Source organism: Planktothrix sp. FACHB-1365, from assembly GCF_014697575.1.
In the GTDB taxonomy this organism is placed as follows: Bacteria; Cyanobacteriota; Cyanobacteriia; order Cyanobacteriales; family Microcoleaceae; genus Planktothrix.
In genome coordinates, this window is the sequence record NZ_JACJSC010000001.1 from 288,790 (window position 1) to 304,523 (window position 15,734).

Annotated in this window: 13 protein-coding genes; 2 read left to right on the plus strand and 11 right to left on the minus strand. The window is 37.5% G+C overall.

Features of this window, described 5'->3' with window-relative positions; all coding sequences use genetic code 11:
* Positions 1 to 154 precede the first annotated feature (154 nt).
* Entirely contained in the window at positions 155 to 1,480 is a 1,326-nt protein-coding gene (locus H6G57_RS01325; protein ID WP_190515392.1) for a sorbosone dehydrogenase family protein, read from the plus strand.
* A gap of 22 nt (positions 1,481 to 1,502) precedes the next feature.
* Here the strand turns inward: H6G57_RS01325 and recJ are convergent, their stop codons facing one another.
* The 5 genes from recJ to H6G57_RS01350 all read right to left on the minus strand — a co-directional run bounded on the left by recJ (position 1,503) and on the right by H6G57_RS01350 (position 7,213).
* Positions 1,503 to 3,890, minus strand: coding sequence for a single-stranded-DNA-specific exonuclease RecJ (recJ, locus tag H6G57_RS01330; protein ID WP_190515393.1), 2,388 nt, complete (start codon positions 3,888 to 3,890; stop codon positions 1,503 to 1,505).
* Between the two features lie 37 nt (positions 3,891 to 3,927).
* Entirely contained in the window at positions 3,928 to 4,737 is an 810-nt protein-coding gene (locus H6G57_RS01335; protein WP_190515395.1) for a PD-(D/E)XK nuclease family protein, read from the minus strand.
* Positions 4,738 to 4,803: 66 nt separating this feature from the next.
* Positions 4,804 to 5,730 (minus strand): glycosyltransferase family 2 protein, encoded by a 927-nt coding sequence (locus H6G57_RS01340; RefSeq protein WP_190515397.1) that lies wholly within the window; start codon positions 5,728 to 5,730, stop codon positions 4,804 to 4,806.
* Positions 5,731 to 5,764: 34 nt separating this feature from the next.
* Positions 5,765 to 6,871: a phospho-N-acetylmuramoyl-pentapeptide-transferase gene (mraY, locus tag H6G57_RS01345; RefSeq protein ID WP_190515398.1), complete on the minus strand. Its 1,107-nt coding sequence runs from the start codon at positions 6,869 to 6,871 to the stop codon at positions 5,765 to 5,767.
* A gap of 93 nt (positions 6,872 to 6,964) precedes the next feature.
* Positions 6,965 to 7,213, minus strand: a complete 249-nt coding sequence (locus H6G57_RS01350; RefSeq protein ID WP_072718007.1) for a DUF3134 domain-containing protein — start codon at positions 7,211 to 7,213, stop codon at positions 6,965 to 6,967.
* 151 nt (positions 7,214 to 7,364) lie between these two features.
* On the opposite strand from H6G57_RS01350, the gene H6G57_RS01355 reads away from it, so the two are divergent.
* Positions 7,365 to 7,958 (plus strand): PAP/fibrillin family protein, encoded by a 594-nt coding sequence (locus tag H6G57_RS01355; RefSeq protein ID WP_190515400.1) that lies wholly within the window; start codon positions 7,365 to 7,367, stop codon positions 7,956 to 7,958.
* Here the strand turns inward: H6G57_RS01355 and H6G57_RS01360 are convergent.
* The 6 genes from H6G57_RS01360 to H6G57_RS01385 all read right to left on the minus strand — a co-directional run bounded on the left by H6G57_RS01360 (position 7,955) and on the right by H6G57_RS01385 (position 15,670).
* On the minus strand, positions 7,955 to 9,196 hold the full coding sequence (locus H6G57_RS01360; protein ID WP_190515401.1) for a URC4/urg3 family protein: 1,242 nt from the start codon (positions 9,194 to 9,196) through the stop codon (positions 7,955 to 7,957). The two genes, H6G57_RS01355 and H6G57_RS01360, sit on opposite strands and share 4 nt — an antisense overlap.
* Positions 9,197 to 9,236: 40 nt before the next feature.
* Positions 9,237 to 12,308, minus strand: coding sequence for a type ISP restriction/modification enzyme (locus tag H6G57_RS01365; RefSeq protein ID WP_190515403.1), 3,072 nt, complete (start codon positions 12,306 to 12,308; stop codon positions 9,237 to 9,239).
* 179 nt (positions 12,309 to 12,487) lie between these two features.
* Positions 12,488 to 12,817 carry a DNA-binding protein gene (locus tag H6G57_RS01370; protein WP_190515405.1) on the minus strand — a complete coding sequence of 110 codons (330 nt, stop codon included), beginning with the start codon at positions 12,815 to 12,817 and terminating at the stop codon, positions 12,488 to 12,490.
* A gap of 104 nt (positions 12,818 to 12,921) precedes the next feature.
* Positions 12,922 to 14,193: a GTP cyclohydrolase II gene (locus H6G57_RS01375; RefSeq protein ID WP_242048837.1), complete on the minus strand. Its 1,272-nt coding sequence runs from the start codon at positions 14,191 to 14,193 to the stop codon at positions 12,922 to 12,924.
* A 175-nt stretch (positions 14,194 to 14,368) separates the two neighbouring features.
* Positions 14,369 to 14,584: a sulfur carrier protein ThiS gene (thiS, locus tag H6G57_RS01380; RefSeq protein WP_190515407.1), complete on the minus strand. Its 216-nt coding sequence runs from the start codon at positions 14,582 to 14,584 to the stop codon at positions 14,369 to 14,371.
* Positions 14,585 to 14,599: 15 nt separating this feature from the next.
* Positions 14,600 to 15,670: a thiamine phosphate synthase gene (locus H6G57_RS01385; protein WP_190516271.1), complete on the minus strand. Its 1,071-nt coding sequence runs from the start codon at positions 15,668 to 15,670 to the stop codon at positions 14,600 to 14,602.
* Between the last annotated feature and the right edge of the window lie 64 nt (positions 15,671 to 15,734).

The following is a 15,734-nucleotide window of genomic DNA, read 5'->3' on the forward strand; positions in this document are numbered from 1 at the left end:
TTGACACCAGGACTCAGAAACTTAGTTTATAACTTAACTTTCCTTTGAGTTACTTAGGTGAATACAGAAACCGAGTTTCTAACCCCCCATTTTTTTGATTTTTTGTATAATTGATAATAGAGATTAAATAACTCATCAATAGGGGAAGGTTTTTATGTTGAATTGGCGTTATTTTCCAATCTTATTTTTAGGGCTGTTAATTGCTTGTCAACAAAATAGCGATCGCAACCTCATCACTTCCCCCATTTCTAATCCTGAATCAACGGCTATTTCTGCTACTCCCGAACCCCCAAAACCGATTTCAACAAAGCCTTTATCCCCCCAACCGATTCGGATTGCTTTAGAAAATTTACCTCAACCCTTTCATAGTAATAGTGCTTCTAAACCGCCTCAAGTTATTGCAATTCCAGATAACCCCGTTTTAAATGTTCCCCCCGGATTTAAAGTTAATATATTTGCTGAAAACCTAGATAATCCCCGTTGGTTAGCCTTAACACCCAAGGGTAATGTATTAGTGACTGAAACCAAACAAAACCGGATTCGGTTATTAAAAGATACCAATCAAGATGGTGTAGCGGATGAGATTACAACTTTTGCTGATGGAGAAAATGGTTTAAATATTCCCTTTGGAATGGCATTTTCACCCAATTATTTTTTCTTGGGAAATACAAACGAAGTCAGACGTTATGCTTATAATAATCAAGATCAACTGACCGGAACTGGGGAGAAAATAGCAACGTTACCCGGAGGCGGATATAACCAGCATTGGACTCGAAATGTTGTTGTTTCTCCCGATAATAAAAAACTGTATGTTTCTATTGGTTCAGAAACGAATGTGAGTGAAGAAAATCTCCCTAGAGCATCAGTTCAAATCATGAATTTAGATGGATCTAATCAACAAACTTTTGCGTCTGGACTTAGAAATCCTGTTGGGTTAGATTTCCATCCCCAAACCACAGAACTCTATACAACTGTTAATGAACGAGATGGCTTAGGAGATGATTTAGTTCCTGATTATTTGACTCGTATTCGTCCAGGAGAATTCTATGGATGGCCCTATAGTTATTTTACACCCAATAACCTTGATCCGCGTCATGTTGAAAATGGTCAAAGTATTCGGCCGGATTTAGTTCAAAAAACATTAAAACCTGATGTTCTGTTTCAAGCCCATTCTGCTGCTTTAGGGTTACAATTTTATGATGGAAATACCTTTCCTAATCAATATAAAAATGGGGCATTTGTTGCTTTTCGAGGCAGTTGGAACCGGAATGCAGGAACGGGATATAAATTAGTGTTTATTCCCTTTAATCAAGGTCGTCCCCAAGGCTATTATGAAGAGTTTTTAACCGGATTTTTAGTTAATCCTTCTATTCCTGAAACCTGGGGTCGCCCAGTCGGATTATTAGTATTACCGGATGGAAGTTTGATTTTTACGGAAGAAAGTAATGGTCGGATTTATCGGATTCAATATTCTCCCTAAGTTCAGTAAAACTTGAGTTTTTTTATGCTTCAACTCCTATATTTTTTAGGGTTTGAATAGCAAAATATTCCAGGGTTGACACAGGAACATTACAAAAATATTGCCGCCGAAACTGTTCTTCTTGAACAGCAATTAAAAAGGTTTGGATTAATTGGGGAAGAGTTGGGGAAGGATTCAACGGTGATAAATCCTGCCGAGTTATATAACAGGAATGATCCCGATATTCAATTTTAAATCCTAGAAGTTTTAAGGCTTCAAAACCTATTTTTAAAGGGATTCCTCCGAGGTTTAATTGATAGCGCAGTTGTTGATGGGTGACGGCTTGATGGGTACGACTAAGATATTTTGCAATTCCAATGAGTTGTTCCCAAATTTTGACAGGAGGTAATAATTCAGGTAAGGTATAAGCGATCGCTAAGGGTTTTTTTTGAGTATAGGCGCGTCGAAACCAAGCTTGTAAGTCCTCCCAACACGTTGGACAATCTTCGAGAATTAATAAATTTTGACTCCTTCCAGAATGAGATAAAAGTTCATCTAGGGGTTGATTTCGATAATCTAAAATTGGGTGATCGGCAAAATTAATCGATGAGATCAGAGCTTGATTTTCAGCAGAATATAATTCTAATACGCGAATTTCATATTGTTTTTTAAAGGTATTAAAATCTAGTTCAACTAAAACATCTGAACGTCCCTCTGGTAATTCATCTTTATAATGTCCCCACCAAACCCCCGGAAATCCTGTTGAGGTGGACTCATCCCACAGTTCAAAAGTAGTTTTAATATATTGAACTTTTCGCCCTCTAACATCTTGTTCTAAAGAATGCCAAGCATTTGTAAACCAACAATTTTGAATTAAAAGTTTGGGAACTGGGTTGCCCATTCCACAAGGTTCTAATAGTTTTAATTCTTGAAATAAATCAACCCCTAATTCAGCAACGGTGCAAACCAAATCAACTTGAATATTCCGTTGTCCAATTTCTTCTAAATCCGATTCAACTTGTTCTCGCATTTGGCGATTAATAGCATCAGTAAAGATCGGTATATTTTCTACGGGTAAACTTAACCCAGCGGCTAAGGGATGACCCCCAAATCGATGTAAAAGATGGGATTGACTTTTAACTAATTCATAGAGATCAATTTGATTCACTGAACGAGCCGAACCTCTAGCTAATTTAAACTCCGAATTCTGACTCAATTGATCGGCATAACTGGATAAATTAATTGTTCCTTCAGTGGTTAATAAAATCGTCGGTCGTCCATAATTTTGAGCCACTTGACCCGCCACTAAACCTAAAACTCCTCCAGGCCATTGAGCATCGGATAACACAATAACTTGAGTGGTTGATAAATCTATTTTTCTTAATTTTGCCATAACATCACGGGTCACATCTTGTTGTAATGCTTTACGGCGAGTATTGGCTAATTCGGTTTCTAAGGCGAGTTGTTGACAGCGTTTTTTATCTCGACTGGTGAGTAGTTCAACACAGAATTTAGCATCTCCATAAATGCGGCTCACGGCATTAATTCTAGGGCCAAGACCGAAGGAAATATCCGTCGGGCGATCGCCTGTTCGTTTACATAACTCTAACAGTTTAGCGACCCCTGGACGGGTGGGATTCTTTAATTGTTGTTGTAATTTTTCAATTCCTAATTGAGCTAAATAACGACAATCTCCTTTGAGTTGAACTAAATCGGCAATTAAACCAATGGCAACTAAATCTAATAAATCTTCTAAGGGACGTTGGGGAATATTGGGTAAAATTTCATATAATGCCTCGACTAATTTATAAGCAACGGCAACCCCTGATAAATGATATAAAGGATGATCTGGCGATAAATAACGGGGATTAATAATGGCAATAACAGGCGGTCTTTCTTCGAGTAAAGTATGATGATCCGTAACAATAATGTCAATCCCTAATTGATGAGCATATTCAATTTCTTTTAAATTTGTACTTCCCGTATCACAAGTAACAATTAACTGACATCCTTGTTGATATAATTGATCAATTCCGGTACAATTTAATCCATGAGATTCTATTAATCGATTAGGGATATAATAAGATAGTTGCTGATTTTCACGATTAAAAAATTGTCCTAATCCATCCCATAACACAGAAGTTGCCGTAATCCCATCGGCATCAAAATCTCCCCAAATGGTTACAATTTCTTGACGATTTCGGGCTAAAACTAATCGTTCAACTGCCCTTTCTATCTCAATTCCAAACTCAAAGGGACTTGCAGATTGATAACATTGAGGATTTAAAAATCCAACTAATTGTTGAGGAGTTTTTATTCCTCGGTGAAGCAATAATTGAGCAATATATTGTCCTGAACTTTGAGGTGCATACTCTTGAATAATAGGAATTACCCATTTAGGAACATCTAAAGTTGGTTGAATTTGCCACATATAGTAGGGAAGAGGGATAGGTAAAAAGATTAATCCTTTAGATTGTAACTTCTTGAATTTGATCAATATTATAAAAATTCACAGAATTTAAAGGTTGATCAAGTGCTAATTCTTCAGGAACTCGTTGACACCGAATCCCGAATTGACAAGATTTACAATATCCTTGATTGATATCAACCTGGGGAAAGGGTTCACCTTGTTCATAACCCTCTAAATAGTGATGAAATTGATCAATCAGTTGGGTTAAATCTTGTTTATTTTGTTGATGCTGTTGTTCAGTATAGGGAAAATGTAAAGATTGAGGAGGTTGTTTTTGAGGAGACTTAACAAACCAATAGGTCATCGAAACTTGTTCGGGTAAATATTGGCTAGTTTCAACTAAAAGATAAAGATATAATCGAGTTTGCCAACTTTGTTCTAAAAGATGGCGATTTTGAGGACGAGGATAGGTTTTCCAATCAAAAATTTGCGCCTGTTGTTCCTCGGCTTTAATTAAATCATAAACAGCAACTAATAAATCATCCTTAAAATTTAAACTTCGATAATGTTCTGCTTCTCGAAATCTAAAATTTTGCTGATCAGAATTTAACGTAAAAATATCCGAGGCAACAGTTAAAAATTCAGTATAACAGCGTTTTAATTCAAGGTCTTCCGTGAGTAATGCTTCCACGGGTAATCCTAACTCATGTTGCTGCATCAACAGGTGAAATCGATTTCCCCAAGTGATACGTTCTTCATCCTCTGGAGAGATGGGGGAAACCAATTGATCTAAATAGGTATATTGAAACTTGCGGGGACACAGAGACAACAAATTTAAGTGTTGTTGAGACAGTCTAAATCGAGTCATGGCGATTTTATCAACAAACAGGTTTACTTTGAATTATCCCCTGAAAATGAAGCTTTCTATTTTTATTTATAAACGTTCAATCTGTCTAGCTTGTTCAGATAATTTCGATTGTTGTTGTCCTTGAAAGCGAGCAGTTCCATTTAATAACGAAATGGGGGTACTGACTAAATCCACGATTTCCGCTTTTCCCATGAAAAGTTTTACACTACCGAGAGGTAATTCTTTTAAAACCCAACGTCCTAAGCGATAAACATAATCAGAAAAGGTTAACCCTTTCATTAAATTAATGCCATGAAGTTCGTGTAAATAACGATTAGATTGTCCGTAGCGTCGCCACTGACTTTGTAAGGCTTTGAACGTAGACCGATGACGATGTTTAACCGTTGCTTGGGGTGCAAATTCCAATTGATAATTCGTTTGTTGTTGAATCCGCCAACAGATATCAGCATCCCCCCCAGTAGTCAGGTAGGGACGAAACAAACCCACCTGTTCAAAAATCACACGTCGAATGGCTAAATTAGCCGTTTGACCATAGGGTAAAAACGAATTATTTAAGGTGTGTTTTTGAGATAAAGTATCTTGTTTATCGGCATACTTTTCTAATAAATTTTCACTCGGTAAAGCGATTATTTCTCCTGCTACTAACCCGATATTTTGATTAGAAAAAGGTTTAATTAATTGCTCTAACCATTGAGGTTCTGGACGACAATCCATATCCGTAAAGGCAATAATTTCCCCGGTCGCGGCTCGAATTCCGGCATTACGAGCAGAATATGAACTTTGAATCTGATTTTCTGACAACGACCGAATCTGAATTGCAGAAGTTGCCGCTAATTCCTTGACAATCGCAACAGAATTATCCTGACTATTATTATCAACCAATAAGTATTCTACTTGATCTGCCGGATAGGTTTGCGATCGCAAACAATCAACTAAATCCGGCAAATCCGTCTCACCATTATAAACGGGGATAACAACAGAAAGGTTAGTCATGGAAATAAAACCAGATGTGAGGGAAGAGCAAGATTTAGGTTGATAAATAACCTAGGATCAGGGTGATTACAACTAAGATAGCATTAATCAAATAAAAAGTCCCAACTACTTGAGTTTCTTGCCATCCTGATAATTCTAAATGATGATGTAAAGGAGCCATTTTCAACAAACGCTTTCCGACTCCATCGGAGTTTTTGGTCGCTTTATAATAGCCGACTTGAGCAATCACCGACAGGGTTTCAACGAAGAAAATTCCACTAATCATCAATAGCACCCACAAACTATTGGTTAATAAAGCCACAGTCGCAAAAGCACCCCCTAATGCCAAGGCTCCCGTATCCCCCATAAATACTTTGGCTGGGTTCCGGTTATGGGTAACAAATCCTAAACAACTCCCACTCATACAAGCACAAAAGGTGGTTAATTCCGGTGCTGTGGGGGCTAAATACGCACCTAAACCCAAAAATGCGATCGCCCCTAACCCCCCCATTAATCCATCCACCCCATCGGTTAAATTGGTGGCATTACTCTCAGCAACTTGGACAAAAATTGCCAAAGGCCAGAATAATAATCCTAAAGGAATTGCTAATCCCAAAGGTAACGCAACGGTGGTTAAGGTTGGAGATTGAGTTGTTAATAACCAAAAACAAAATAGCGTTGCAAAACCGACTTGCAACGCCAATTTCATTTTAGGAGAAATACCTTTGTTTGATTTACGTCTTAAAATTTGCCAGTCGTCTAACCAACCAATTAATCCGTAGGCTAAGGTTAAGGCAGAAACCGCTATAACATTCGGGTGAAATCGAGTTAAAATAAGAGCGATCGCTACACCCGCCGGAATTAAAAAGATGCCTCCCATCGTTGGAGTTCCAGCTTTTTGTAAATGGGCTTGGGGGCCATCTTCTCGAATAAATTGTCCGGCTTTAATTCGGACTAAAATTGGAATCACCCAAGATCCCAAAACAGAAACCGCAACCGTACACACTAACCCAGGCAGAAATAACGACCCTTGAATCTGGAATAATTGGCTGTTCACCCCATCTAAACTCAAGGCGAATACACTCAACCCCAAACTCAGGAACAATAGTAAGGTTTGTCCAGACAAGTTGAATGATTTAACCGAAGAAAATTTGGTATCCACAAAAAAATTTAATCCTCAACACCACAAAGTCAAAAGACTGGAAATAGGACAAAGGGTTTCGGTCAACTGGTGACAGTGCCCTCGTCGGTCTTCCTAGCCTTCTAATAAGTCCTCATCGATATCATCATCATCATCATCATCATAAACGGAGTCATCAACGGACATGAGTTCCGAGATTTCCTCTTCATCATCCAAGTAGTCCGTGACTTCACTAATGGGAGTATCTCGCGCGATCAGACGTCCGGTTGATTCCAACCAAGTCAGAAGTGAAATTTCTTGCTTAGAAGGAATGACATCCGCCGGTTCATGGACAGGGATTTCGCGCAATGATGGATTGAGCATTTTTAGTTTCAGGTGTCAAATAGAAGTACGTTAGACTTAATGTAATTTTACACAATAGTTGATTATGGACAGTATCATAATTGTTAAATCGATAAAACTCGATATCGATTTAAAAAGCTAACTCATTATTTTAATAATATAAATTTTAATTATGATTAATCAAAAAAAAGCCACCCTCTTAGAACTGATCGCGGGTAAAAACCGAGGGTTACTCGCCACTGAAACCGATAAAGTTGCTATTTTATCGGCCATTACTCAACTAGAGGACTTCAACCCCAACCCTCGACCGTTGGAAGTCCCTCAACTGTTAGAGGGCAATTGGCGATTATTATATACCAGTAGCGATGAATTATTAGGAATTGGTCGTTTTCCATTGTTGAGATTAGGACAAATTTATCAATGTATTCGGGTAGCCGATCAGAAAGTTTATAATATCGCCGAAGTTCAAAGTTTACCATTATTAGAAGGATTAGTCAGTGTCGCCGCCCAATTTGAAGCCGTTTCCGAAAAACGAGTTAATGTTAAATTTAATCGGTTTATTATCGGTTCTCAACGATTTATCGGGTATCAATCCCCTAATCCTTTTATTACGGATATTGAAACAGGTAAAAAATTTATAGCCATTGATTTTAATTTACAAGCACGGGATCAACAAGGCTGGTTAGATATTACCTATTTAGATGAAGATTTAAGAATCGGACGGGGAAATGTAGGGAGTGTATTTGTGTTAACAAAACAAGCTTAAAATACTGTTCCATCACTTTCTAATTTGAGAGGGGGAGAACTATCAGAACGGCGTTGTTGGGCGATCTCCCGTCCGGCGTTCCACGTTCCCCCTTGTAAGACTTTAACCAAGGGAAATTCTTGGGGGGTGAAGTTTAATTTTTGGCAGATAATATCAGCAATTTTATCCAGTATTATAATAGTCAGCGATCGCCATTCTATAATAACACTAGAATCAGGTTTATGGAAGATTTTAAATAAATTTGGATCTTTTAATTCTAATAATCCTAAATCTAACCCTAATCCCCCATTTCGATATTCTGCTAATCCCGTTAATTGATCTAAATCAATAATTTCTAATCCTAAATCCTGCAAAGGTTCAAGTAAAGAATAGGTTAACCATTGGGATAATTTATGGAAGGGAACAAAGGGATATTTGGAATCCAAGGCTTCTAACCCTGGATAATACCAAACATCTCCTAAATTAACCTGATTCAGGGTTAATCGTCCCGGCCAAATTTCTCCTAATCCTTCTAAAATAGCAGTTAAAACCGTAACAGCACTGAGTTTTTGATCTTGGGTTTGGGTTAAAAAATAATCCGCTAATTTTCCCGGTCTAGGGTTATATTCTCCAAATAAATGAGGATAATCATATAAAGTTTTTCCTAATTTTTTTAACAGTTCTAATCTGCCTTTAATTCCGGTTAAAGGATTATTTTCAGTAATTTGAAATCCGCTTATGAATTGAGATTCTGTTAAATTTATTAATCCTTTAGCATCAACTTGAAACGGAGATTCAGGATCACTTGAAAATACCCCTTGACAAAACATTTCATAACTTGCAATTGCTAACCCTTCAGAACGTCGCCAAACTAACCCCGTTTCAGGTTCTTGATAGTACCATTTTTCCCCCGCACCCGCATCTAATAAAACACTAATAATCGCTAAATCTAGTTTTGCTTGGGTTTGTTCTACTAAAGACAAATCATTTAGCTGTTTTTGTAAGTTTTCCAGTCTAGGAATATTCCCGACTTCAAAATGTCGCCATCGAGAATGGAAAGGAACCTGAAGATTAGGATAATTTTGTCTAATATTATCTAACACAAAATTAGCTACCAATTCTAACCTTTCGGGATAATAACGGAAATGTTGTAATTGATCAGATAACGCTAAATTAAAAATAAAATTACACCGTTCTCGAATAGCTTGAGGAGAACGAAAATAAGCGATCGCATTTTGATAAGCTTCTAAATTTTTCATATCAACTCTACTTGTAGTAAGCCCTTCAGGGCTTCCTCTCTTAGTATAATCCCAAATCGGGTAAATGATTAACAATTTTAACCGTTTCTAAACTAACCGTTATCACTTGACCCATTAACCGCACAATATATTGTTCATCGTCTAAACGGTTCGGATCATTTACAATTCCACTGCGTTTATCAATTTTAACTTGATATTGATCAATAATCCAATCTAACGCCGAACGATTTCCTAAGCGATATTCAAACACTTCAGGAGGTATCCCGCTTAAGGTGAGAAACTCATTATAAATAATTTGGGTTTTGTCTTTACTCAGTTTCATTTTTTCGACTCGCCAATTTAACGGAACTTGATCATTTTCAATGAATTTAAGGTTATATTCGGGTTGTTGTTCATAGTTGAGATGTAAATCTGCTAATTGTTGTCCTGCATTTACAAACCCTCGAAAATCGGGTGCGTAGGGAATGCGAGGAAGTTCTCGTTTGAGGTTGGCGGCGTAGCGTTCTCGATAGGTGGGATGATGCAATATTCCATAGGTATAATAGAAGATATCCCATTTTGTAATAGTTTTATCTTGGTAATAATTTCTAAATTGTTCAAGTGACCAGTCGGTAATATTTTCTTTTCGGTTTGTTCCGTCTTCGTCGTAGGTGTAGAAGGGGAAACATTGACCAGCACGACCACCGACATCAAGAGATGGAATACAATTTGTTATTTGTACTAAAAAAGGAATTTGTGAATGATTAGTTACAGCAATAACCTGATTTTCTTTTTCAGTATCTGGTGTAGGGAATATATAAGCGAATTGACCTCTACGATGATTAAAAATTTCGTCAAAATATAAAAATTGAACAGAAAATGGACGATACATAGACAATCTAATCTTCTCACCGTTAAAGTCTGCTGTACTCCCAGAATTTAAACACTCTTTTAAACGACTACTCCATTTAATTTTAGTGTCATCGTAAATAACAAATGAATCTACTGTATCTTTAGGCGTTCTTTTAGTTTTCCATTGATAAACCTGATGATTATAATTTTCTATGGTTAATTTTATATTTTCAACTAATAAATTTTTATTGAAGTTATACACCCACACATCTCGGTTTGTCTGCACACCACTACTATAATTTCTAAAAATAGCTGATTCATTAATCGATTTATCTTTAGTTTCTTTATTGCCTATTGGGATAAAACTTTCAAAATCATCTTGCAATCCTTCTGTTAACCAAGTATATTTTTGATCAGGATTAATCAGTGACCATTCAATATTACTATGATTTTGTGACTGATCTAAATATCCTAATTTTTCTTCCTTTCTCCAAAATTCACCAACACTAGCATAATAAATTTTTGTATTCTTAGACTGATTCGCTCTATTTTTTCTAATAAAAATATTAATACTAACTCCGACTTTAATATCAAAAACGTTATGAATACTTTTTGAAGGATCTGTATTTTTTCTGATATTACCTCCTAAATCAACAAGATAAATTAAATCAAAATCTTTCTCTAAATGTTTTCTCATGCCATCAAAAGCAAGAGCATTAATAAAACTATTATTTGTCACTAAAGCAATAATTCCCTCATCTCCTATTCTATTAGATGCCCAGCGAATTGCTTTAACATAAGGATCAGAAAGAGAACTTTTATTAGTTGCTTTGGAATCTTTAGCATAGGTTTCTCGAATTTGTTGATCAACTTCTTCATATTTCCGATTTTTATTATTATCATTTTCATTAACCTGCCAAGCATTATAAGGCGGATTTCCAATAATTACAAAAATCGGTGAACTTCTTTGACGTTGAACCCTGGCGGTATTTTCTGGCGTAAATAACGATAACTGTTGAACCTGTTGATCGGAAAAGGTATCAACTAAACAAATCCCTTCAAAAGCTTTATAACCTCCCGTTGCTTCAAAATATTGATGCTCAATATTCATTGAAGCAATATAATAAGGTAATAACATCACCTCATTGCAGTGTAATTCATGTTCATATTTATAAGGAAGGGCTGTTTTTCTAATTTCCTGCATCACCCGTAAAATAAAATTACCCGTCCCCACAAAGGGATCAAGAATATGTACACCCTTGTCATTTAACGACTTGCCAAACTCTTTTTGTAAAATATCCTCAACACTTTTCACCATAAAATTAACAATAGGTTGAGGGGTGTAAACAATTCCATGAGTATCGGCAACTTTCACCGCAAACCCTTGAAAAAATTTCTCATAAACCGTATTCAAAAAATGCTGTTTCTCGCTATAATCATTAATGGTTTGGGCTGCATCTTCTAACGCTCGATAAAAATAATCTACTTCCCCTAAAAAATGATCTCGACTAAAAGATTTAGACGTTAACGCTTGAATTACCTTTTCAATTTCTACTGCAATAATATTGCGATGGGTGAAATCAGAATTATCAAAAATTCGTCTAAAAATTCGTTCCGTCAGCAGATGTTGAATTAACATTTCTTCCACCGCCGCCTCGGAAAGATTCGGGTTAATGGCTTGACGGCAAATGTCCGTAAAATGAGTAAAGGCTTGAATAAAATTGGCGTTCGTTTTGCGTTGAGTTGCGATTAAATTAATCAGTTTAGTTGATAAATCTTGAACTCGTCCCCCAAATTCGCTGGCGGCGGTTTCCCATTGAGCGATCACAGGCGTTCGATATTCAAAAAATAACTTTAAGGTATCGACTAAAATTTGAGGTTTTGTGATATCTTCATCACAGATTTGTTTTCCGCATTGCCATAAAATCGCCCGTTCAGGAGCTTGAAAAATAATGTTATCTTGAGGATATCCAACGGCAAATTTTTGTTTAACTTCTCGGTCTAATTTATCATGACTATCTTTCGCTTCCCAAATACCATATCGAATACTTCCATCCCGAACTAAAGCACCATCTACGCGAATGCGTTTCCCTGTCGTTAATTTAATTTCTTTTTCAGGAATTAAGGTTAAATCAAATTGTTGACAACAAGCTTTTAATAAGTCTGCAAAGGCATCTTTCACCGCTAATTCCTGAGAAACCCCCAACTTTGCAAACTGTTGTAAAGCGTCATAATAAGCTTTAACAGGTTTATGGGTGGGTTTCAAGTTTAGCATTGTCATAAAAAACAAACCCTCAGACTATCTCTGTTCATTATCTCATCTTAAACTCTAAAAAAATATTAGATTTAATAAAAATTATTCTTTAACCGATTCACAGCTTACTGCGAAGCACTGAGCCCGTCGAAGTGCTCCCTGTTCTAATAGCTCGGAACATTATAGAATCAGTAACCCATAATATTTTAGCGACAAGAAGCTACTATATTAACTTTAATTTCAACATTGAGTTTCCGACGAAGAACATCAAAAATAGCCGTTAAATTGTCCATCGTTGGATTACCTTTTGCAGATAACATTCTGTGTAAACTTTTGCTGGGTTTTGAGGTTTCAAGAGCTAGTTCTTCAAAACCAATTGTTGCATTAACTAGATCCCTCAATATTAATCGGGAAACTTCAGGTTCTCCATTCAAAAATAGAGAGACTGCTTCATCAAATAAAGCCATCGCAAAATCAGGTTCTCTTTGAACTCGTGCAGTAATTGTTTCTTTAAAATCTCTAGTAATTTTTACCATATTTACCGCTTTTTATTGTTCTTGAAAATCCCGATATTTCGAGTTCAGGGCGAGAGAACCTCGCCCCTACAATTAATGAGATTTCATAGCAGCGTTCTCTACCCTTAATACTCTCGACCCTTCACACTCACTAACCCTTCTGCATCTAAAATCTCTCCTTCGGTATAATAGCCTGCGGCTTTTTTCGCTTCTATTTCAACCTTGGCATCCGCCGGAATTAAATCATCAGGAATAGGAACCCGTTTCACCACTTCAATTCCTGAATTCACAATGGCATTATATTTCATATTACTCATGGAAACTAAGCGATCAATTCGAGTAATTCCTAACCAATGTAATACATCCGGCATTAACTCTTGAAACCGCATATCTTGAACTCCAGCAACACATTCTGTCCGTTCAAAATAAGCGTCTGCGCGATCGCCTCCCGTTTGACGTTTGCGGGCATTATAAACTAAAAACTTCGTGACTTCTCCTAATGCTCGTCCCTCTTTTCGATAATACACAATCACCCCGACACCGCCTTCCTGGGCTGTTCTAATACATTCTTCAATGCCATGCACTAAATAGGGGCGACAGGTACAAATATCAGACCCAAAAACATCCGATCCATTACATTCATCATGAACTCGAACCGCCACTGGGCGATCAGGGTCAGTAATGGCAGAAATATCCCCCAAAATATAAACCGTAACCCCACCAATAGGCGGTAAAAATACTTGTAAATCAGGACGGGTAATTAACTCAGGAAACATCCCCCCAGTTTGTTCAAATAAAGCATGACGTAAATCGCTTTCTGTTACCTTTAAACGATGGGCAACACCGGGTAAATACCACACAGGTTCAATAGCGGCTTTTGTTACTACTAAATCCCCATTTTCTTTCATGATTTCCCCATCTAATTTTAACCGTCCTTTGGCGGCTGCCTCGTATAATTCGGGCATATTAATATGGGCTTTTGTAATGGCAATGGTGGGGCGAATATCATAGCCTTTTTCAAAATAGTCGGTAAATACATCCCCAACCACCGCCCCAAAGGGATCGAGGGCGACAATTTTATCAGGATCAGCCCAACTGGGATAGGGGCCAATATTGACAATGGGGGAAGTATTGGTTAAGTCGGCGCGATGGTCGGTTTTTAAGCTTCCCTGAACCACCGCTAAGGCGCGATAAATGGCATAAGAACCGGAATGGGTTCCAATTACGTTACGATGACTGGGATCGGTCAAGGTTCCAATTAAGGGGCCACGTTTGAGGGGATCGGCGTTTCCCCAATGAATGGGGATCGGTTTGGCGCCGTAGGGGGTGGGGTGAGAAGTCAGAACAATATGCCTAGGTTTGGAATCTCGCTTGTCTTTCGCCATTGCTGTATCCATGCTTGAGGTTATCTTATTATTGGCATAGGGAATGGGGAATTAGGAATTACGAATTACGAATTACGAATTACGAATGGGGAATCTGTCAATAATTAGGTTGGGTTAATGAATCAAAATAATAATAAATCCTTATTGGTAAGGGTGGGATAATCCCGCCCCTACGCCGGATAACAAATTAAACGCCGCCTCCAACAATGGTGACAATTTCTAAGACATCTCCTGATTTGATTTCAGTTTGCTCCCAAAATTGACGATGGAGAATTTCACCGTTATATTCTACAGCAATTAACCGGGGATTTAAACCTTGCTGTTCTAAAAATTGGGGAAGTTTCAAACCCGCAGAACAGGTTTTTAATTCTCCATTAACTTTGAGGGTAATGGTTTCAGCCATGATATCAATTTAGGGTTATTTAGGTAAGACTTTATAGGACTTTAGGTTTCTAAAACGATTGAGTTGAGAGAGGAAATATTGAGTTACTAAAGTCGGTTGTTCTGCATTCATAATAGAACGAACCACCGCAATGCGATCGCAACCCGTTGCCATAACATCATCCAAATTATTCATATCAATTCCTCCAATAGCAAACCAAGGAATCATTGAATTTTTAACCGCATGACGAACATATTCTAAGCCTGCTGCTGCTCTTCCTGCCTTCGTTGGCGTTTCATAAACAGGCCCGACTCCAATATAATCTGCTCCTTCTTGAATTGCCCGTTTTAGATCTTCAGGACTATGGGTAGACCGACCGATTAATCGTTGGGGGCCAAGGATTTGTCGAGCTAATTCAATGGGAATATCATCTTGTCCTAAATGAACGCCATCGGCATCAACGGCGACGGCAATATCAACCCGATCATTAACTAAAAATAAGGCATTATAACGATGACACAATTGACATAATTTTTGAGCCGTTTTCAGTCGAGTTTCATCATCAGAGGTTTTATCTCGATATTGAACTAAAGTTAATCCTCCTTGTAAGGCTGCTTCCACAATCGATAATAATCGTTCTCCTGGGGAAGTGACTAAATAAAGATAGGAATTCAGTAAAACTTTATGCCGATCATGAGCCAGTAAACGAGTTTCTAAGGTATACACTTGATAGCGCATTTGTTTAAAGGTTTTGCCCATTTCTGGATGATATAATTTCCCGTATTCTTCCAGAACTCGTAAAGCTTCTTGAACGCGGCAGAAATTGGCTTGTAATAATTGTTCAATTCCTGAACGTTGTTCTTCTTGGGGATGGGTTAATTCTGTACCCGGATCATCGATTGTATTACGATAGGAACGTAGGTTCATCGTATGCCAACGGGCAACTTCTTGGCGCAGATGTTTACATTCTTCTGCGAGTTCTCCGCTATTGAGTCCAAACCGACACCATTCTTCAATAATTCTCAACCCTTCACGGGTGCGGTCTAAGTTGGCATCTAAAATCCGATATAAAATCGGTTGCGCCAAGGGACTATATTGTTCCTCCATCCAATCTTCCTCAATGAGTGCGTAATGTTCCAATTCAAGATATAATATTGGTCAATTTCAAATT